Source organism: Pseudoduganella sp. OTU4001 (assembly GCF_038440195.1).
GTDB lineage: Bacteria > Pseudomonadota > Gammaproteobacteria > Burkholderiales > Burkholderiaceae_D > Rugamonas.
On sequence record NZ_JASATG010000005.1, the window covers coordinates 34,775 to 53,762 of the forward strand.

24 protein-coding genes and 1 pseudogene are annotated in these 18,988 nt (G+C 60.8%); 10 read left to right on the plus strand and 15 right to left on the minus strand.

The window, feature by feature from the left end:
• The first annotated feature begins 4 nt into the window (after positions 1-4).
• From AAHE99_RS06285 to AAHE99_RS06305, 5 genes are read left to right on the plus strand one after another with little or no spacing between them, the layout of a single operon-like run.
• Positions 5-1,300, plus strand: coding sequence for a penicillin-binding protein activator (locus AAHE99_RS06285; protein WP_342115539.1), 1,296 nt, complete (start codon positions 5-7; stop codon positions 1,298-1,300).
• Positions 1,300-1,656: a YraN family protein gene (locus tag AAHE99_RS06290; protein ID WP_342115541.1), complete on the plus strand. Its 357-nt coding sequence runs from the start codon at positions 1,300-1,302 to the stop codon at positions 1,654-1,656. The genes AAHE99_RS06285 and AAHE99_RS06290 overlap by 1 nt, the downstream gene beginning before the upstream one ends.
• Positions 1,657-1,714: 58 nt before the next feature.
• Complete coding sequence (locus tag AAHE99_RS06295) at positions 1,715-2,311, plus strand: phosphoheptose isomerase (RefSeq protein ID WP_342115543.1); 597 nt, start codon at positions 1,715-1,717, stop codon at positions 2,309-2,311.
• Positions 2,304-2,930: a BON domain-containing protein gene (locus AAHE99_RS06300; RefSeq protein ID WP_342115545.1), complete on the plus strand. Its 627-nt coding sequence runs from the start codon at positions 2,304-2,306 to the stop codon at positions 2,928-2,930. The genes AAHE99_RS06295 and AAHE99_RS06300 overlap by 8 nt, the downstream gene beginning before the upstream one ends.
• Before the next feature lie 6 nt (positions 2,931-2,936).
• On the plus strand, positions 2,937-3,449 hold the full coding sequence (locus AAHE99_RS06305; RefSeq protein ID WP_342115547.1) for a TlpA disulfide reductase family protein: 513 nt from the start codon (positions 2,937-2,939) through the stop codon (positions 3,447-3,449).
• A gap of 15 nt (positions 3,450-3,464) precedes the next feature.
• Here the strand turns inward: AAHE99_RS06305 and AAHE99_RS06310 are convergent, their stop codons facing one another.
• The 4 genes and pseudogenes from AAHE99_RS06310 to AAHE99_RS06325 all read right to left on the minus strand — a co-directional run bounded on the left by AAHE99_RS06310 (position 3,465) and on the right by AAHE99_RS06325 (position 6,915).
• The gene (locus AAHE99_RS06310) at positions 3,465-5,210 is read right to left on the minus strand and encodes an AAA family ATPase (RefSeq protein ID WP_342115549.1); all 1,746 of its coding nucleotides are present in this window, start codon (positions 5,208-5,210) and stop codon (positions 3,465-3,467) included.
• 23 nt (positions 5,211-5,233) lie between these two features.
• A complete protein-coding gene (locus AAHE99_RS06315; RefSeq protein ID WP_342116020.1) occupies positions 5,234-6,097 on the minus strand; it encodes a DUF3034 family protein in 864 nt (287 codons plus the stop codon).
• Positions 6,095-6,586: pseudogene (locus AAHE99_RS06320) on the minus strand (group I truncated hemoglobin); the annotation flags it as partial. The pseudogene AAHE99_RS06320 and the gene AAHE99_RS06315, both read right to left, overlap by 3 nt.
• Positions 6,499-6,915, minus strand: coding sequence for a PaaI family thioesterase (locus AAHE99_RS06325; RefSeq protein WP_342115551.1), 417 nt, complete (start codon positions 6,913-6,915; stop codon positions 6,499-6,501). The gene AAHE99_RS06325 and the pseudogene AAHE99_RS06320, both read right to left, overlap by 88 nt.
• A gap of 153 nt (positions 6,916-7,068) precedes the next feature.
• On the opposite strand from AAHE99_RS06325, the gene AAHE99_RS06330 reads away from it, so the two are divergent.
• The gene (locus AAHE99_RS06330; RefSeq protein ID WP_161024118.1) at positions 7,069-7,326 is read left to right on the plus strand and encodes a DUF6966 domain-containing protein; all 258 of its coding nucleotides are present in this window, start codon (positions 7,069-7,071) and stop codon (positions 7,324-7,326) included.
• Here AAHE99_RS06330 and AAHE99_RS06335 read toward each other — a convergent pair.
• The 3 genes from AAHE99_RS06335 to AAHE99_RS06345 are packed head-to-tail and all read right to left on the minus strand — an operon-like array spanning position 7,323 to position 9,141.
• On the minus strand, positions 7,323-7,988 hold the full coding sequence (locus AAHE99_RS06335; protein ID WP_342115555.1) for a uracil-DNA glycosylase: 666 nt from the start codon (positions 7,986-7,988) through the stop codon (positions 7,323-7,325). The genes AAHE99_RS06330 and AAHE99_RS06335 overlap by 4 nt on opposite strands.
• Positions 7,981-8,532 carry a YdeI/OmpD-associated family protein gene (locus AAHE99_RS06340; protein WP_342115557.1) on the minus strand — a complete coding sequence of 184 codons (552 nt, stop codon included), beginning with the start codon at positions 8,530-8,532 and terminating at the stop codon, positions 7,981-7,983. The genes AAHE99_RS06335 and AAHE99_RS06340 overlap by 8 nt, the downstream gene beginning before the upstream one ends.
• A gap of 30 nt (positions 8,533-8,562) precedes the next feature.
• Positions 8,563-9,141, minus strand: a complete 579-nt coding sequence (locus tag AAHE99_RS06345) for a hypothetical protein (protein WP_342115558.1) — start codon at positions 9,139-9,141, stop codon at positions 8,563-8,565.
• Positions 9,142-9,279: 138 nt separating this feature from the next.
• Here AAHE99_RS06345 and AAHE99_RS06350 point away from each other — a divergent pair, with 138 nt between their 5' ends.
• Both AAHE99_RS06350 and AAHE99_RS06355 read left to right on the plus strand, forming a co-directional pair.
• Positions 9,280-9,669, plus strand: a complete 390-nt coding sequence (locus AAHE99_RS06350) for a BPSL0067 family protein (RefSeq protein WP_342115560.1) — start codon at positions 9,280-9,282, stop codon at positions 9,667-9,669.
• Between the two features lie 7 nt (positions 9,670-9,676).
• Entirely contained in the window at positions 9,677-10,105 is a 429-nt protein-coding gene (locus AAHE99_RS06355) for an STY0301 family protein (protein ID WP_342115562.1), read from the plus strand.
• A 17-nt stretch (positions 10,106-10,122) separates the two neighbouring features.
• Here AAHE99_RS06355 and lipA read toward each other — a convergent pair whose 3' ends face one another.
• The 3 genes from lipA to yfcF all read right to left on the minus strand — a co-directional run bounded on the left by lipA (position 10,123) and on the right by yfcF (position 12,457).
• Positions 10,123-11,079, minus strand: coding sequence for a lipoyl synthase (gene lipA / locus AAHE99_RS06360; RefSeq protein WP_342115564.1), 957 nt, complete (start codon positions 11,077-11,079; stop codon positions 10,123-10,125).
• A gap of 12 nt (positions 11,080-11,091) precedes the next feature.
• Positions 11,092-11,760, minus strand: coding sequence for a lipoyl(octanoyl) transferase LipB (lipB, locus tag AAHE99_RS06365; RefSeq protein ID WP_342115566.1), 669 nt, complete (start codon positions 11,758-11,760; stop codon positions 11,092-11,094).
• Positions 11,761-11,827: 67 nt separating this feature from the next.
• Positions 11,828-12,457, minus strand: coding sequence for a glutathione transferase (yfcF, locus tag AAHE99_RS06370; protein ID WP_342115568.1), 630 nt, complete (start codon positions 12,455-12,457; stop codon positions 11,828-11,830).
• 98 nt (positions 12,458-12,555) lie between these two features.
• On the opposite strand from yfcF, the gene gcvA reads away from it, so the two are divergent.
• Positions 12,556-13,446, plus strand: coding sequence for a transcriptional regulator GcvA (gene gcvA, locus AAHE99_RS06375; protein ID WP_342115570.1), 891 nt, complete (start codon positions 12,556-12,558; stop codon positions 13,444-13,446).
• Here gcvA and AAHE99_RS06380 read toward each other — a convergent pair.
• The 4 genes from AAHE99_RS06380 to AAHE99_RS06395 form a co-directional block, all read right to left on the minus strand.
• Positions 13,443-13,718 (minus strand): HP0495 family protein, encoded by a 276-nt coding sequence (locus tag AAHE99_RS06380; RefSeq protein WP_342116023.1) that lies wholly within the window; start codon positions 13,716-13,718, stop codon positions 13,443-13,445. The two genes, gcvA and AAHE99_RS06380, sit on opposite strands and share 4 nt — an antisense overlap.
• 112 nt (positions 13,719-13,830) lie before the next feature.
• On the minus strand, positions 13,831-14,601 hold the full coding sequence (locus AAHE99_RS06385) for a hypothetical protein (protein WP_342115572.1): 771 nt from the start codon (positions 14,599-14,601) through the stop codon (positions 13,831-13,833).
• Positions 14,602-14,644: 43 nt separating this feature from the next.
• Positions 14,645-15,436: a DUF2491 family protein gene (locus AAHE99_RS06390; protein WP_342115574.1), complete on the minus strand. Its 792-nt coding sequence runs from the start codon at positions 15,434-15,436 to the stop codon at positions 14,645-14,647.
• A gap of 4 nt (positions 15,437-15,440) precedes the next feature.
• On the minus strand, positions 15,441-16,361 hold the full coding sequence (locus AAHE99_RS06395) for a hypothetical protein (RefSeq protein ID WP_342115575.1): 921 nt from the start codon (positions 16,359-16,361) through the stop codon (positions 15,441-15,443).
• Between the two features lie 95 nt (positions 16,362-16,456).
• Between AAHE99_RS06395 and AAHE99_RS06400 the strand changes: the two genes are divergently transcribed.
• Positions 16,457-16,945 carry a phage regulatory CII family protein gene (locus AAHE99_RS06400; RefSeq protein WP_342115577.1) on the plus strand — a complete coding sequence of 163 codons (489 nt, stop codon included), beginning with the start codon at positions 16,457-16,459 and terminating at the stop codon, positions 16,943-16,945.
• Between the two features lie 72 nt (positions 16,946-17,017).
• On the opposite strand, the gene AAHE99_RS06405 is transcribed toward AAHE99_RS06400, so the two are convergent.
• A complete protein-coding gene (locus AAHE99_RS06405; protein ID WP_342115578.1) occupies positions 17,018-18,964 on the minus strand; it encodes a DUF6600 domain-containing protein in 1,947 nt (648 codons plus the stop codon).
• Positions 18,965-18,988: the final 24 nt, after the last annotated feature.

Below are 18,988 nucleotides of genomic sequence, written 5' to 3' on the forward strand. Positions count from 1 at the left end.
TAGGATGCTGCCAAAAAATATCAAATTGCTGATGCTCTGCATCGGCGCCATGCTGACCAGCGCTTGCAGCGCGCCGTGCGGCACGCCGGGGCGATTGTGCGCGCCAATTGCGCCGGTGACAAGTGCGGCGCCCGCTGCTGTCCCCGCGCCGCGTCCGAAACCTCCGGCGCCGCCGCCGGAACCGGAAGCGGTGGTGGAAACCTTTGCCGTGCCGCCGCCTGAGGCGCCACGTCCGCCCGGCATCATGCAGGTCATCCCGCAGCCGGCCGGCGATCAGGCTGGCCAGGCGCCTTACCGCATTGCCTTGCTGCTGCCCCTGCGCTCGGAAGCCCTGGGCCGCGCCGCCGATGCCTTGCGCGCCGGTTTCATGGCGGCCCTGGAGCGCGACAGCAAGGGTTTTGAAGTCAACCTGGTGGAAACCGGCGACCAGGCGCAGGACGTGCTGGCCGCCTACGCCACCGCCCAGCAGCAGAACGATATGGTGGTTGGCCCGCTGGCCCGCTCCGCCGTCAGCGCGGTCGCCGCCAGCCAGCAAGTTATCAAACCGACCATCGCTTTGAACCATCCGGATGTGCGGGATGCGCGCCTGCCGCCGCAATTGCTGGTGATCGGCTTGTCGATCGAGGAAGAAGCCCGCCAGGTGGCCGAATGGGCCGCGCGTGAAAATCCCTCGGCCAGGGCGCTGGTCATTTCGGGCAATTCGGCCTGGCAGAAACGGATTGCCGGCGCCATTGCCGCGCAGTGGCAGCGCCTTGGCCTCAATGCGCGCAGCGTGGAATTGGTCCCGCTGAACGGCTATTTGCAGGACGGCGACCTGGTAGCGCTGCGCGGCCGTTTGCAAACCGAGCCGGCCGGCGTGCTGTTTGCCGCACTCGACCCGGACCAGGCGCGCCAGCTGCGCTCCGCCCTGGCCGCGCCGCCGCTGGGCGAAATCCCGATTTACGGCACGTCGTCCATCAATCCGGGCCGCAGCACCATCCTGCCCGGGCCGGAAATGGATGGTGTGCGCCTGCTCGACCTGCCTTGGCTGGTGCAGCGCGACCACCCGGCGGTGATGGTCTATCCGCAGCCGGTGCCGCGCGACGAGACCCGCATCAGCGCCGACATGGAACGCATCTACGCGCTGGGTATCGACGCCTTCCGCATCGCGCGCGAAATTGCGCGCCAGCCGCAGCGCCGCTTCCAGCTGGATGGGGTGACGGGCCAGCTGACGATCGATTTCGGCCATGGCCCCGCCTGGTTCGAGCGCATTGAAGTCCCCGCTGAGTATCGCAACGGCGTGCCCACGCCGCTCCGCTGATGCCGCGCACCGAGCTGCAGGACATCGGCCAGGCCGGTGAAGAGCGCGCCCTGGCCTATCTGCAGCAGCAGGGCCTGAAACTGGTCGAGCGCAATTTCCTGTGCAAGGTAGGGGAGCTGGACCTCATCATGCGCGACGGCGCCTACCTGGTCTTCGTGGAAGTCCGCGAACGCAACAACCCGCGTTTCGGCGGCGCCGCCGCCAGTATTTCCCCGGCCAAGCAGCGCCGCATCGTGCGCGCCGCCCAGTTTTACCTGCTGCGCTGCAAACCCCTGCCACCATGTCGAATTGACATTGTCGCCATCGATGGAGAACGCATAAACTGGCTGCGTAACGCAATCATTGATCAAATGTAAGCATTTTTAACAGCGCTTGTGAGGCCCGGCGGGTCGCTGCACTATAATTACGCACACTATGACTAATCAACGCATCCTCTCGCACTTCCACGAAAGTGCCGAAATCAAGATCCAGTCCGCAACCGTCCTGGCGCAGCCTATCGCGCAAGCCGTGGAACTGATGTTCTCCGCCCTTTCGAACGGCAACAAGATCCTGGCCTGCGGTAACGGCGGTTCGGCTGCCGACGCCCAGCACTTCGCTGCGGAACTGGTGGGTCGTTTCGAGCGCGAACGCTTCCCGCTGCCGGCCATTTCGCTGGCAACCGACACCTCGATCCTGACCGCTGTGGCCAATGACTACAGCTACCGCGAGATCTTCTCGAAGCAGGTGCAGGCTTACGGCCAGGCTGGCGACATCCTGCTGGCGATTTCCACTTCGGGCAATTCGGCCAACGTGATGGCGGCCATCGAAGCGGCGCTGGAGCGTGAAATGCGCGTAGTGGCGCTGACCGGCAAAACCGGCGGTGCAATCGGCAAGATGCTGACCGACGCCGATGTGCATATCTGCGTGCCAGCGGAGCGCACTGCCCGTATCCAGGAAGTGCACCTGCTGACTATCCATTGCCTGTGCGACGGTATCGACGTCGCGCTGTTCGGAGGAGATGTAAATGAATAAAGCCCGTCCACTTTCGCTGGCCGTGATGGCCGCGGTCCTGGCGAGCACTACCCTGTCTGCCTGCGCCCCGATCATCGTCGGCGGCGCCGTTGCCGGTACGATTGCGGCGACTGACCGCCGTACTTTCGGCGCGCAGACGGAAGACAAGTCGATTGTCGTCAAAGCCGAACTGAAACTGCCGAACGTTGCCGGCAAAAGCAGCCATGTCAACGTGAACAGCTTCAACCGACGCGTGCTGATCACCGGCGAAGTGCCGGATGACGAAACCAAGGCCAAGGTGGAACGCGAAGTCCGCGCCATCGAAGGCGTGGTGAACGTCACCAATGAGCTGGAAGTCGGTTTCTCCTCCAGCTACACCTCGCGCTCCAACGACGCGCTGATCACCTCCAAGGTCAAACTGAGCCTGGCCGACGCCAAGGATATTTCGGCCAACTCCTTCAAGGTCGTGACCGAGAAGGGCGCCGTGTTCCTGATGGGCCGCGTGACCCAGCGCGAAGGCGCGCAGGCTGCCGATATCGCGCGCGGCGTGTCCGGCGTGACCAAGGTTGTCAAAGTATTCGAGTACATCACCGAGGACGAGTGGAAGCAGTACCAGCCCGCCCCGGCATCGCAAGGCTAAAAGATCATGAGTACCGGCTCCCGGGCGTGGATCAAACCGGCGATTGCGCTTGCCGTCATCGCCGGCATCGGCTTTACCGCCTACCAGTCGCTGAATAAGCACCAGTCCGCGCCTGCGGTCACTTTCCTCGGCATCAAAGGGGAAAAGATCACGCCCGATAGCCTGAAGGGCAAGGTCTACATGGTCAATTTCTGGGCCACCTCCTGCACGACCTGCGTGGCGGAGATGCCGGAAATGGTCGAGACGTACAACAAGTACAAAGGCCAGGGCCTGGAGTTCGTCGCCGTGGCGATGAAGTACGACGCGCCTAACTACGTGGTGAACTTCACCGAAACGCGCCAGCTGCCTTTCAAGGTTGCGCTGGACGTGACCGGCGAAGCAGCCAAGGCTTACGGCGACGTGCAGATGACGCCAACCACCTTCGTCATCGACAAAGACGGCAACATCATCAAGCGCTACGTGGGCAAGCCGGAATTCCCGGCCCTCCACGCGCTGCTCGAAAAAGCCCTGAAGGGCTAAAGTCCACGTGGGGCATCAGCGATTTGATTGCTCAATAAGCCTAACAAGCTGAATCATATTTTGCTTTAGGTCGAGTGAGCTGAAATCTGCATTGCCCTTTGCTACCTCGTGAGCAACTTTCACTTTATCGATATTGTCGACAAGTTTGCCTTGCAAATTAACGAATGGTAAGACGTGTTCGAATCGTCCAGTCCCAGAGCGGGACTTAAAATTTTTATGCGTTGCCCTAAGGGCTGCGGTTAAAGCATCCTCTGGAACGTAATTCTCGATCTCGCGTCCAGCGGTTATCCACACCATCCCTGATCCATCAGCTAGCTCATCCTTAAGTCGAGTTTTTGTAGCGTTTATGGTCGAATTCTTCGATTTCTTGTCACTGTCAATCACAATCGCCATTGCCCGATTTAAGCGCTTAAGTTCAATAAACGAACGTATCGATTGATCTGGGTCGTCACCACCTTGAGTAGCAGTCAAGTGACTTAGTAAGCGCCCTCCATAGAACATGATTGAATAGTCGATACCCTCTTTCAAGTTAGAATTTAGCGCTTTGATCCAGAAATTTAGATATATTCGATCAGATGGGCCCTCCGCCCAGACAATAAAATTCGTCTGAAGTAAATCAGATGCCCTATACCCCAAATCCCGAACAATATTAAACCTGCCATCTATCGAGATTGACTCGCCGTAAATTGTAGTCCCTCCAGCGTTACTCACATGAAAGACCGCCGCATCCACCGAATCCAAAATGGTTGCCGAATGCGTGGCGATAAAATACTGATTCGATGTCTGCGCTTCGAGGTATTGAATTAATCTTCGCTGCAATAGGGGATGTAAATGAAGTTCTGGTTCTTCGATGCACACTATCTCATTTTCTATAATTGTGCAAAACGCTGCCAATAGAATTACTTCGTGGATTCCCGTACCTAAAGATTCTAGCGGAAGTATTTTGGAGTCCATGTGGACAAGTATATGAGCACGGTCATGCGGTATCTCAATCTTAGCGCCCTTGCTTTGGGTCACGGTTTCCAAAAATGCATTGATGCGATTGAATTTTTCGCGGTCAGAACGATTACCAAAGCTGGGATTCTGCAATACCGCTAGTTGATCGATTAAACCTGCTCCGCTGTAGTCTTTGAATTCCTTACCTTTCTCTGAAATTTGGCGAATAGCTGGGATCAGATGCGCCTTTGGGAATTGATTGTTAGCAAGGCGGACAATTGCGCGAATGGATTCCGGAACCCAATGTGCAAGTGGATTTCCCCCTCGACTGCCAGTTAAATGTTCCCAAATTACCCGCCAAGCACTTTCATCATTGCTCGTATAAAGCTGTTGGAAATCTATGTTGTTCCATGGCAGCAAGTCTGAACCGTTATCGTTTCTCGAAAACCAAACCATCGAACCAATTGATAATGAATTTACCAATTTCGTTATCAAGCCAGCGACACCGGTGAAATTAATGATGGGCGATAAGCGTGAAATTATTCCTTCGCGAAACTGCTCGGACGCAATACCGAATCCAAACTTTGGAGAGGCGAACGAATTACCTTGGTGCTTGTCTAGATCGCCTAGTGCTTTGAGATTGTTCCGACCCGTTGTCGCGCGCGCAAGATGCGCACTAATGAAGTTCAGTGCCGTTGACTTACCCGAATTGTTGGGACCGATCATAAAGTTAAACCGCTTGAAAGGCCCAATGAATGCGGCATCTTCTCCAATTCCGCGATAATTTTGTAGTGCAACACCCTGCAGGAAAATTTTTGAAGTCATTTCATCCGATTTGCGTGTTCGATTCAGTAAGCTAGCTGAGCAGAGAGATACGCTCCGCGCTGGGTTTTCGGGTTGAAGACCGTGATCGTTCCCAGGTCCGCATACGCCGCTGTCAGCGAGAAATGGCGATTTGGTACCCATGCAAGGAAGATGTCCTTGTAGGCCTTCTCGTTATCCACTCCCAGGTTGTGCGGTTTGCGGCGGTACTCGGCGCCTACCACCAGCTTGCGCGTCACCAGGTAGCCGGCCGACAGCTCCGGCATGTAGCGGCGGCTGGCTTCCTTGTCGCCGCCAAAACCCATGAGGCCCATCTGGTTGGCCTTGGTGGCGCGCAGCGTGCCGTTCACCAGCAGGCTCTGTTCGAACAGCACCTTGGTGGCGGCGATGTAGAAGTCGGTGCCGCGGTCGGACTTGGCGCCCAGCTGCTTGACATTGATGACGCCCAGCGCGCCCAGGCCGCCGATACCCTTGTTCTTCTTGTGCTGCAGGCCGATGGCGATCTGCGGCATCCAGCTATCCTGCTCATAGATCGCGTCGCCGGCCAGGCGCAGCTTCACGCCGAAGATGTCCTGCTTGATGTTCAGTTTTTCCAGCGGGGCCAGGTCGCCTTTGAATTCCTGGCGGGCCAGCGATATCTCTACCCGGTCGCCGATGCCGGCTGCTACGCCGAAGCTATTCAGGCTGTAATCCTGCGTGTCCACACGCGTGGCGAAGGCACTGGCGCCCCAGCTGTCGCGGGTGCCATAGCCGGTGATCAGCGCCCACGGCACGATGCCGCCACCGCCGGCGCCTTCCACCGTAGTGACGCCGCCGGTGGCGATGAATTTGCCCTGGTCCAGCGCCACCGAGGGTGCGCCGCCGCCGGCCGTGACAATATCGCGGTGCATTGGCGCCAGCTTGGCCACGAGACGGTTCGACACACTGGTCGGCACATTGTTGCGCTCCATCGCGATCTGGAGGTCTTCCGTCAGGGCGTTGAAGTGCTTGTCGTTGAGCTTCAGGTCCTCATGCGCAGTCTTCATGTCGCGATTCTTGCCGTGGCCCGCGAACTTGCACGGGCCGCCGCTCAGTTCGCAGAACTGCAAGGCCAGGCGTTCCTTGGTCTGCGCAATATCGAAGCCGTCGAAGGTGCCCTTGATACGGTCGTCGGCAAGCACGATTTCAAACATGGTGGATACGATGCGCTTGATGCCGGCATCGCCGCCAAGGCCGCGATAGAGGCTATCGTCCTGCGCATGTACTGCCGAAGCGGCCATCATCAAGCCCGCACCAAGGATTTTTCGCATGTTCAGCCTTTCGGATAAAGGATCATTTGCGTGCAGCGGAACAGGGCGATGGTCTTGCCGTTCGCCTTGTTGGTGACGGTTGCGTCCCATACCTGGGTGGTACGGCCGCCGTGAACCAGCCTGGCGGCCACTGCAATAGTGCCGTCGCGCGCGGTGCCAAGGTGGTTGGATTTCAGTTCAACGGTGGTGAAATTCTGGGCGCCTTCCGGCAGGTTGGCGATGCAGCCAAAGCCGCAGGCCGTATCGGCCAGGGTCACGACGCTGCCTGCGTGCAGGTAGTTGTTTGGCGCCAGGTGATGCTGGGCGATGTCCATTTCGGCGTGCAACTCGCCTTCGGAGGCGGCGGTGATGCGGATGCCCAGGTGGCCAGGCAGGGTGTTATGGGTCAGTTGGTTGAGTTTTTCGAGGTCGAACTTCATTTCGCGGGGGTCTCCGTTGCAGATAGTGAATCATAGCAGCCGGAAACAGGGTATGCTTGTACCTATACGACCTGCCTCACAAGGGCCAGGTCTGCAGGCAAGACCAGAAGCTCACAAGGTGGATTCAACCGATTTACTTACGGAGAATGACCTATGAACGAAAGAGAGCAACTGTCTGCCATCGTGCAGCGCATGGAAGTGAAGCTGGCGCAAGGCCATCAAGAAGACTGGGCCCGCCTGCTGCACCGCGCCCGCACCCTGAGCGCATTCGACTGCTCGGCCGCCAAAGGCGAGATCCTGCATTACTTCGGCGGCGCCGGTTCCATCAGCGACCTGCAGCTGGACGAAGAGTTCAGCGACCTGCGCACCCAGCTATACACCCTCTGCTACGGCAAGCGCACCACGCATTAAGCCCAATTGATCGGCGCTTTGCCCATCTTTTCCAAGTAGGTGTTGGCGCGTGAGAAGGGGCGGCTGCCGAAGAATCCTTCGTGGGCCCGACGGGGCGACGGATGGCGAGACTCAATGACCAAGTGCTTTTGGGCATCGACCTGGGTACGCTTGGCGCGTGCATAGTCACCCCACAGGATGAAAACCAAGCCTTTATGCTGCGCTGAGAGGTGCCGGATTGCGCTGTCCGTGAATTGCTCCCAGCCTTTGCCGCGATGTGAACCTGCTTTGCCCTTACGCACGGTCATCACGCAGTTCAACAGGAGCACTCCTTGCGCGGCCCAGTCAGATAAATCGGTGTGTTTACGTTCCACACCAAGGTCGGACTCAAGTTCCCTAAAAATGTTCCGCAGGCTCGGCTGCGCTTTCTTGTTGCCAGAGAGAGAGAAACCAAGGCCTATCGCTGCGCCATCCGAGTGATACGGATCCTGGGCGAGGATCACTGCTCTCACCTTGTCAAACGGCGTCAGCTCAAATGCGCGGAAAATGTCCTCAGTGGCCGGGAAGCACGTATGGCGGACATATTCAGTGCGAACAAAGTCAGCCAAACTTTCCCAGTATGGCTGCCTGAACTCCTCAGCCAACTGCGACCTCCAAGAGAATTCGATCTGATTGTCAGTCATCCAAGCCCTTGCCGGCCAGGATCTGCGGCATGCATTTCTCAACGCGCGATTCGCGCGTCTTGGCTTGCTTGGCTGAGGAGAAGTGCAGCAGGTAGCCGCGCTGGCGGCCTGGCGTCAATGCATAGAAGGCTTCGGCCAGCGCTGGATGCTCGTCCAGCTTTTGCAGGAACTCCTCTGCCATAGGGAAATCGCTGGTGTCCTTGAACGCCACCTTGGCACCGGACTTTTCGAGGGCGATGGCTTCTTCCACATAAGCCTTGATGATCTTGGCTTGCTTCTTGATGTCGGCGATGCCGCTGAAGCGCAGCTGGCGGCCGGCTTGCACGTTGGCAGTCTGCTGCACCAGGATGCCTTCGGGATCCTGCATCAGGGAGCCTTTGAAAAACAGCAGCGCGCAGTATTCCTTGAAGCCGTGGATCAGCACCACGTTGCTGTCGTTATAGGTGAAACACGAGCAGCCCCACTTGGTCTCCTCAGTCAAATGCGTGGAGAGGACGATCTTGCGCAGCGCCTCAAACTCTTCATGCCAACGATGTTCAGCCATGTTCGCCTCCGTTTTTTGTTGGCGATAATACTACTTCAGAATGGCCGAATATGCTTCGCGCAAAGCTGGTGGCAGCTTGTCGATTGCAATGCGCTGACGTTTCATAGCGGTCTTCAGCTGCGCGCTTCCGGCAAAGGCCTGCGTCAAGCGCTGCTTGTGATCGTTGGCCAGCGCCAGCAAGACTGGCTCCGGTATCTCGCCCTCCAGGTTCGGCCCGAACATGTCGCGCGCGGGTTCCTCAAACACGATGCAGGTATCGTCCTTGATGCTGAATATGATGCCAGCATCATCCAGGTCGTATTTGGGGATCTCCGGCGGATACGGAACTGCGCGGACGGAATATCCAGCCGCAAGATAGTAGATTTCCCCTCCCTCGCCACGCACCTTCGCGAACACATACCAATGGCTCTTGATGCTCTCGCGTTCTGCAAGCGTCGGACACGGCGCCAGCACCTGCTTCGGCAAATGCTCGAAGCTGACAAGCGTGCGGTCATAACGCAATCCCAATAGTGGATCGCGCAGCATTTTGGGCGGCCGGTCCTTTGCTATCACAGGGCCCGCCTGAAGGATAAGCAACGCCATTACTGCCGCTTTTACCGTTTCGAACATGTCAGCCTCCCAGCCCCCTGGAACGTCAAGTATCGGCGCGTGCTGTGTCACCGGTACTGAGGTACCTCAATACGCGCTCGTTCACTAGTTCGAAAATTGAGCTGCTTCTTTCCTAAACCCGCATGTATGGAGGCAGTCATGGCTTACGTATACTCGCAGGCACAGAGCTTGGACAACACGGAGAAGGTAGGAAGTTTCCAATGCGTCGCCTTAGTACAGCATTTTGCTAGTGCGCCGATTACTTCGGCATGGCGCGAGGGCGTGCGCGTTATGGGTAATAAGAATTTGACACCTGGTACAGCAATAGCGACCTTTGAGAACGGCCGCTACCCAAACCGCCCCCACGGCAATCATGCAGCGTTCTACCTGAGTCAAGTGGCAAATGGCATCTATGTCGTTGATCAATGGGCCGATATGGTGAAGAAGCCCAAAATCTCAAAGCGCTTCATTCGCGCCAAGGGAAAAAGCAAGACTGGAAAATATATGGCGCCCAGCAATAATGCAGATGCCTACTCGGTGATCGAATAGGAGGACTATGACTACCCATCGCATAATCGCTGCTCTACTCGGGCTCATGATTTCGCTCCAAGCGCAGAGCAGTTCGAACTTGGGATGCCCGCCGCAAATCTCAGAGCCGTCAGTGAAACTTAAAGACGTTGACGCGGGGTGGATGACCTTTATTGCGGCGCCGCTCTATCTGCATTCGGTGGCGGTCATTGACGGTCCACCGGAACGGCTTGGGCAGCTTGTGGGCAAGCATGTGGCGACTGGGCGCAATGCCTGGACTGATACGTATGATTTGCGGGGCCCTTTCCCCGAGGGCAAATGGCTGCAATGCAGTTACGGGATGCTGAACGAGGTTGTGCTGGCGAAGCGCCTTGATGACCGCATCACTGCGTGCACGATCAAGGGAAAGAAAGGGGATAAGGCGGGACAGAACGTGTTCAGCGTCGAGTGCCGCTGAACACGTTCGAAGGGGAATTACGCCTGCTCGAGGACGTTGTGCGCCTGCACGTCAGCGTGGTACGAGGAACGCACCATGGCGCCAACCGCAGCATGGGCGAAGCCCATTTCGTAGGCCTTCTCTTCGAACATCTTGAACACGTCCGGATGCACGTAGCGGCGCACCGGCAGGTGGCTGTTGGACGGCGCCAGGTACTGGCCGATGGTCAGCATGTCGATGTCGTGCTCGCGCATGTCGCGCATCACTTCCAGGATCTCTTCGTCGGTCTCGCCCAGGCCAACCATCAGGCCGGACTTGGTCTTGACGTTCGGGTAGCGTGCCTTGAAGTCTTTCAGCAGCTTCAGCGAGTGCAGGTAGTCGGCGCCTGGGCGGGCTTCCTTGTACAGGCGTGGCACGGTTTCCAGGTTGTGGTTCATTACGTCCGGCAGGCCGCCGGCGAAGATGTCCAGCGCCTTTTCCAGGCGGCCGCGGAAGTCCGGCACCAGCACTTCAACCTGGGTCTTCGGCGACAATTCCTTGGTCTTGGTGATGCACTCGACGAAGTGGGCGGCGCCGCCGTCGCGCAGGTCGTCGCGGTCCACCGAGGTGATCACCACGTAGGACAGGCGCAGCTTGGCGATGGTGTTGGCCAGGTTGATCGGTTCCTGGGTGTCCAGCGGGTCAGGACGGCCGTGGCCCACGTCGCAGAACGGGCAACGGCGGGTGCACTTGTCGCCCATGATCATGAAGGTAGCAGTACCCTTGCCGAAGCATTCGCCGATGTTCGGGCAGCTCGCTTCTTCGCACACGGTCACCAGCTTGTTCTCACGCAGGATGTCCTTGATCTCGTAGAAGCGGGAAGAGGCCGATGCCGCCTTGACGCGGATCCATTCCGGCTTCTTCAGGCGTTCCGCCTGTTCGATCGGGATGATCTTGATCGGGATGCGGGAAGTCTTGTCGGCGCCTTTTTGCTTGTCGCTTGGGTTGTAAGTCATAGCTGCTTGCTTTCAGGTTAATTCAGGTTCGGCCACCTGCAGCTGGAGGACCAGTTCGTCCGCCAGTGCCTGCTGCACATCGGCCAATGGGGCGATCACGCCCACGGTGCGCATGTCGACCGTTTCCAGGCCGGCATAGCCGCAAGGGTTGATCCAGCTGAATGGCGCCAGATCCATGTCCACGTTCAGCGATACGCCGTGATAGGTGCAGCCGTTGCCGCGCACCTTCAATCCCAGCGCGGCGATCTTGGCGCCTTTCTTGGGGCCGCCGGACATATAAATGCCAGGCGCGCCTTCCACGCGCTCACCGGCGAGATTATACGCGGCCAGCACATTGATGATCGCTTGCTCGATCTTGTTGACGAACTGGCGGGCGTACAGTTTGCCGCCCGGCTTGTTGCGGCGCAGGTCCATCATCAGGTAGATCACGACCTGGCCGGGACCGTGGAAGGTCACTTCGCCGCCGCGGTCGGTCTGCACGCAAGGAATGGAAGTTGCGCCGGCCAGCAGGTGGCCGCGATCGGCGCCCAGGCCCAGCGTATAGACGGGCGGGTGCTCGACGATCCACAGTTCGTCGGGCGTATCTTCCTGGCGCGCGTCGGTGAAGGCGCGCATCGCAGCGAAAGTAGGCTCGTAATCGGCTTGGCCGAGATGGCGGATCACCGCCGGCTGAATAGGCATAAGGCCGCCATTATACCGTTCCGGCCTTATCGCTGCTTAATGGCTAGGCAGTTTTATGCCGATTTCCTTAAGCTGGCATCAGGTTAATGTTCTTTAGCCAATCTTGCAGCGAGTCGCGCTGCCACTGGTGGGCGACATAGTCCTTGAGCTTTTGCGGCACCGGATCGCCGTTCATCACCAGGCGGGACAGCATGATGGCCAGGTCGGTGTCGGCGATGCACCAGCGGCCGAACAGGTAGGGCCCCTCGATCACGCGTTCGGCCAGGTGCACCAGCTTGTCCGCCGCCGCCTGGGCGGCGGGGGATAGCGGCTGTTCGGCACGTTTGTAGAAGACGGTGTAGGTGCTGCGTTCTTCCCGCAGCGCGCCCAGGTCGCTGCGCACCCAGGCCTGGATCTGGCGGGCGATGGCGCGTTTCTGCGGCAGCACCGGGTACAAGGCGCGGTGCTCGGGGGCGGGGAACATCTCTTCCAGATATTCGGTGATGGCGCTGGACTCGGTCAGCATGAAGTCGTTGTGCACCAGGCAGGGCACGCGGCCGGTCAGGGCCTTGCCGGTGTAAGCCAGCTCCTTGTTCTTGCCGGCTTCCAGGTCCACGGTCTCCATGTCGAAGTCGAGGCCTTTTTCGCGCAGGGCGACGAAGGCGGAAATGGCGTAGGGGCTGGTGAACTGGCTGTCCACGTATAGTTTGAGGCTCATCGTGCGGCTCCGGCTTAGTTATATTTATTCACATGGTATGCCTTGCTTCGTGCTTGCCAAAACGATATATTTTCTATGGCCTTGCTAATTTTATTCACATGAGACTTCCCAATCTTTCCGCCCTGCGCGCCTTTGAGGCAGCGGTGCGCCACGAGAATTTCTCGCGGGCGGCGGCGGAACTGTGCCTGACGCATGGCGCCATCAGCCACCAGGTACGGGGGCTGGAGGAGGAGCTGGGCGTGCAGCTGTTTATCCGCAATGGGCGGCAGGTGACGGCGACGCCGGAGGCGCGGCGCTATGCGGAGACGGTGGCGCGCTGCCTGGCGGAGCTGGCGGATGGGGCGGCGGAACTGCGTCCGCCCGAGGGCGTGCAGCGCCTGAGCGTGACGGCCATCCCTTCGTTTGCGGCGCGCTGGCTGGCGCCCCGGCTGGGGCAATTCATCGACCAGCATCCGAATATCGAGGTGATTTTGCAGGCCAGCGGGCAGCTGCAGGACCTGGTGCGGGAAGGGATCGATGTCGGTATCCGCTTTGGACGCGGCAAGTATCCGGGGCTGGATGTGGAGCGGCTGATCGGGGAGATTTACTACCCGGTAGTAAGTCCTCGCTATCGCTGTGGACAACTGCCAGCTTGTCCACAAGACCTGGCACAAGCGACTTTGTTGCGCTCAAATGAGCCATGGGCGCCCTGGTTCCGGGCGGCCGGACTCGCGCTGCCGGAGCCTTCCGGCGGCGTAATGTTCGAGGATTTGTCGATGCTGATCCGCTCCGCCGTCGATGGCGACGGGGTGGCGCTGGTGCGCCATATCGTGGCGATGCAGGAAATTGCGTCGGGCCAGTTGGTGCGGCTGTTCGATATCGCCACACCTTGCCCGGATGACTACTACCTGGTGAGCCCGCCCGCCGCCCTGCAAAAGCCGCAGGTGCGGGCGTTCCGCGAGTGGCTGAAGGCGGAAATCGCCCGCAGCCAGCTGCTTACCGGACCTTAGAGGACCATCTTGACCATCGGGTGGCCCGACAGCGCGCGGTAAATATTATCCAGCTGCTCACGGCTGGTGGCGCGCACGGTCACGGTCAGGCTGGTGTAATTGCCCTTGGCGGATGGACGCGATTCCAGCTTACCTTCGTGGAAAGTCGGATCGTGCTCGACCACCACTTCGATAATCGTAGCGGCGAAGGCGTCGTGGCTAGCGCCCATCACCTTGATCGGGAAGTCGCTCGGATACTCGATGAGGGACTCTTCAGGCGGGATGGGATTCATCATGATTTTTCCAATCTTGTAACAACAAAAAAAAGACCCGGCGCGGTGCGAGTCGCGCCGGGTTCCATTTTACCTCGTTACGCATATGGCCCCGATGGGCCATATTTCAAGTTCAGGCCGCTTCTGGCGCTTTGTTTGAGAGGCGCTGCAGGCGCTCCAGGGCGGACTCGGTGCCGCTTGCCGGGTTGGCGACGGATTTGCGGATCGCTTCGATTTCGGCGGCCTGGTCGTAAGGGCGCTGGCCGATATCGGAGACGATTTTCATGCCTTCGGCTTCGTTGGCGATCGACTGGGCGCGCTTGGTCAGCGCGTTCAGGGCGCTGGTGTTGCCGCGCATGCCGGACAAGCTGGCCAGCTGGCTCTGGCGCTCGGCGCGCACTTCCTGCAGGTCGCGCTGGGCCTTGGCCTGGGCCAGGGCTTGCATCGCTTTCTTGGCGGCGGCGTCGAAGTCGGCCAGCTGCTGCGACAGGGCGTCGACGATCTTCTGCAGTTCTTCCATATAGGCCTGGGCGTCGGCTTCTTCCTGGATTTCCTGCGGCAGGCGGTTCTTGTTGGCTTCCAGCTCGTCGCAGAACAGGTTGATCGTGGCTTCCGAAATCTGACCGGCGGCCAGGCGTTCGGCCAGGGTACCGGTGGCTTTTTCGTCGGTGTCGATCAGCTTGCGCAGGCGCACCACGTCGTCGCGTTCCTTGTTGAAGGCGGCACGGGCCTGGGCCAGCTTTTGCGCGGCGCTGCGCAGGGTGTCGGCCAGGCGGTCGCGGTCGGCCTCGGTCGCCGTTTCCGGGTCAAAACTGGCGATCGCTTCCGACACGCGGTCGCCCAGGGCGCCAAAGTGCTTGGAAATCAGTCGTGCAGTCAGGGCCCAGCCATTCGAGTTGCTCATTTTGTGCATCCTTTCAGTTGTTAGTTCAATGTGCGGCGGTCGCTTACTGGACGACCAGCCGTTCCTGCTCAACCGCGATTCCCACTACAAAGTCGACGTGAATCGCGCGTTTCCTTGCATCGCCGTTCACGCTCTGGAGGATCTCCGTCGTGATCAGCAAATATTCCTTGCTTCCATCGCCTAGCCGGCGGGCGTAGGGCATGAAGTAGAGCTGCTGCTTCAGGCCCTGCATGCCGCTGGCGTCGTCAATGCGGGTTTCGGTGCCGGTGAAGGGCGCGACGAAACCTGCTTCCGGGTCGCCCACGTCGCGCTCGAAGTCCAGCGCTTCGTCGTCGCCGAAGGCGGTGGCGAGTTCGGCAGCGTCGTAGCCACTTTCTTCCAGCTGGGCGCGCCACAGGGCGAAGTTCAGGTCGCCCAGGCCGCTGCCGGCGGCGCCGGTGTAGGCATCCTGGTCTTCCGCCGTGGTGGGGATGACCCTCGCCAGCTGGGTGCAGTACAGGATTTCCTTCACGGCGCCCTGTTCGTCCACATACAGCTGGAGGAACTTTTCGCGGTCGTCGTCGTCGCCTTTGGCCAGGTAGTAGCGGTAGAGGCGGCCGGCCATCGACAGCTTGAACTGGGAAATGGCCAGGATCCGGGTGTCTTCCGCGTCCGGCAGGGCGACCAGGGAGCCGTTGGCGTTGGCGCGCAGCAGGGGCGACATTTGCAGGGTCACCAGGCTGCCGATCCTTGCGCCCAGCGGCAGGCCGCGGTCTTCGGCTTGCGGCGCGTCGCCCTCTACGCCGTGGCGCTTGGCGCCGCCGCGGAGGTAATCGAATGCGTCTTTCCAGCCCATTTCCTCAGTTCCTTTCAAACGAATAGTTGGCGTTCTTTTTTACTGCTTGTGCCCCGGACATCAGGCGGAAGGCTTTCCACACCAGCCACACCATGCCGCCGATGAGCAGCAGGACGGCGAGCTTGGCGATGATGCTGGCTTCGCTTGCGGCCGGTTTGGCGGCGCGGTCAGCCGTCGGGGCCTGAGCCGGGGCCGGGGTGACGCGGGTAGCGTCGGCGCCCGCTGCGCTTACCTCGGCGGCGGCTGCGATATCGCTGGCGCCCGCTGCGTCCGCCATAGCGCCGGTGGACTGGGCTGTAGGTAACGGTTGCGCCGCTGGCGGCGCTGCTGCATGGCCGTCGGTCGCGCGGCCCAGCATGAAGCCGCCGATGCCCCACAACCAGCCGTTGTTGCTGTCGCGGACGATTACAGGGGCGGCCGCGCTGGTGGCGCCGCCGATTGGTGCGCCGTGCTGGGCGTAGCCGCCATTGCCGGAACTGCGGCCGCTGCCGCCGGGCAGGACCGGGTTTAGCGGGGGCAGCGGGGACACGGAGCCGCCTGCGGCCGCCGTGGCGCCGGCTGCTGCGCCGGCGCCGGTTGCGCCGTAGCCGGACATGCCCTGACGGTTGCCCGACGCTGCGCTGTCGGCATAACGGCGCGAGTCATAGGTGCGCAGGGCCTGGTCCTGGGCAGCTTTGCGCTCCAGGTCGCGCGACATGGCCGACTCGCGCTGTGGCGTGCGCGCCGCGGTGGGCGGCGGCGCCTGGCGCTTGCCGAAGCTGCCGAACGCCGGCTGGCGCGGAGCGCCGATGCTGCGCGTCGCGGTGCTCTTGCCCGAGGAAAAGCCGCCCCGGAACGAGCCGCTGGGCCGGGCGTCGACCGGGTTGGCGACCAGGATTGCCACCACCACAACCCAAAGTGCCGCGAAGCGTGTGCGAGTTAACATGAATTTCACCGTTGTCAGGTAGTTAAACTTTCGATGAAAATCAGCATATCGTTCCAACCAACGCACTGCATCGGTAAAAAAAGGCTAGCTTCACCATGACTAAGAAATACCTGGACATGAACCAACACGACGCGCTCTACAAGGTGGCGCGCACTTTCCCCGGCGGCATCGAGGCGCTGGCCCTGCAAATGGGCATCTCGGCCAACGTGCTGCGCAACAAGCTGGCACCGACCATTGCTTCGCATTACCCTTCGTTCGAAGAGGTGTCGACCATCATTGACCTGTGCCACAAGGCTGGCGTGCACGAGGCGATGATGCCGCTGCACGCGCTGCTGACGCGGCATGGCATGGCGGCTTTCATCGTGCCGGTACCGGAGGAGGTCAGCAGCGACGACCTGTCGCAGACGGTCTGCAAGGTGATGGCCCAGGTGGGCGCGGTGGCGGAAGCGGTGTCGGTGGCCTTACTCGACGGTAAGGTAACGGAGGCGGAAGCGGACTTGATCGAGCGCGAGTTCCACGGTGCGCTGTCGGCGCTGGGCGAGTGGCGCGAGCGGATCCGCCAGCGCGCGCGGATTGGCAAGTAAAAAAAACGCCAGCCTTAGTGAGGATGGCTGGCGGAAAATCTCTTACAACATCAGGATAGGCGGCAAAACCGGTTAACGCACGCGTTCTTTCTGGTTGTCGTCGCGTTCTTCGCGGCGCTCACGGCCTTCGCGGCGCTGCTGGGGTTGCTGCTGCGGCTGGGCTTGCGGCGGTGGCGCCATCTGGGCCGGACGCGGCTGAGCCATCTGCGGCGGCGGCGCCATCTGCGGCTGCTGGATTTCGCGGCGGCCACGGTCCTCACGCACTTCACGTACTTCCCGCTCCTGGCGCGCCTCGTGGCGTGGCTCCGGACGAGGTTCGGCACGCATTTCGGCACGCGGCTCAAAGCGCGGCTGAGGCTGCTGGACCTGTGGCATCGGCTGCATTTGCTGCTGGGCCGGTGGCGCGGCCATTTGCATCGCCGGTTGCGGCTGGGTGCTGGTCACCGAGCGCCGCTGCTCGTTGCGGTTGCGCCATGGGGTGCGGTCCTCGTCATCGCCGCGCTGCATATTGGCGCGCGGTTGCGGCTGGGGCTGCTGCTGAGGCTGGGCCTGCAGTTGCGGCAGCTGGCGCGGCTGCTCGTGGCGTTCTTCGCGGATCAGGCGGTCCGGGCCGCGCAGCTCGGGACCGCGGTCGAGCGAGCGATCCACGTTACGGTCGACGCCGCGCTCAACGATGCGTTCGCGGTTGCCACGGTTATCGCGGTCGTCACGGTCGTTGCGGTCGCCACGGTTCTGCCATTCCTGGCGCCCTGGGCGTACCTGGCTGGCGGTCACCTGCGGCGGGGTCACCATTTGCGGCACATTGCGCACGTCCTGCGGGGTCACGCGCGCCACGTTGGTGACCGAAATGCGGCGGCCATGGTCGAATTGCTCGCGCGGCAGGGCAGTTACGCCGTCGCGGCGGCCATCGTGGTTGCGGTCTTTGTAGCGGTCATGCCAGCGGTCGTTGGTACGGTGGTTCCACACCAGACGGCGTTCAAAGTCGGAAGAAACCCGGTAGCCCGGGACATAGCGGTCACGCGGGGTGAGCGGGTACCAGCCCACCGCCGGACCGGAGCGGCCGGAGCTGAAGCTCACGCTCCAGTTGTTGCCGCCAACCCAGCCCACCAGGGCTGGCGACCAGACCGGACGGCCAACGAAGCGGCCGGGCGTCCAGCACCAGCGGCCACCCACCACGACCCAGCGGCCGTAGTGGAACGGGGCATAGCCCCAAGGCGAGTTATCAACCCAGGTCCAGCCCCAAGGCGAAACCCAGACCCAGCGGCCATCGCGGTAAGGCGCCCAGCCAACCGGCACGGCGCGCGGGAACCAGACGGTGCCATATTCGCGGTCTTCAACCCAGTTACCGTACTGGTCCAGGTCTTCGTAGCCGGTCATGTCGGTCGGCACATAGCGCGAGGCTACCAGGCCTTCATCGCGGCGGTCGCGGGAAGTCACCCAGTCATCGAAACGGTCGCGCACGGCCAGCGCGGTGAAAACGTCGTCCCCGCGCACTTCCACACGCTTGCCCGCACGGGCGCTCAGCATGGTTCCAGCGCCGTCCACCCGCACATTGCCGATGAAGACATTGACGACGGTGGTGTCGGGGGCGCGCTCGGTATCGACGCGGAAAGCGCCCGGCTCGGTCATGGTGATACGTGCCTGCGGCGTGGTGAATTCGAATTCATTGATCATGGCAGGATCGCGCAGGCGCACGCTGGCGGTGCCGTAGTTCAGGCGCAAGCGCAAACGCTCGTCATCCAGCTGCTCCACCTCGATGTCGGAGTCGCCATCCAGGCGCACGGCGGCCGAGCCAACCCGGAATTCCGCGCGGGCGCCGGGGGCGGTGGTCAGATGGTTATCGCTGGTGACCGGCCAATTCATGAGGTTGCCAGTCTCTTCCTCACCATTGACCAGCATGGTCACCTTGCCTTCGGTGACGGTGACGCGACCCACCCGGGCGGGTGGGTCGGCCATGGCAACGGTGGATACGGCAACCAGGGCTGCCAGCATCAGGAAGTGCAGGATCTTGCGGCTCATGTCTCTACTCCAGGGAGATTTTTT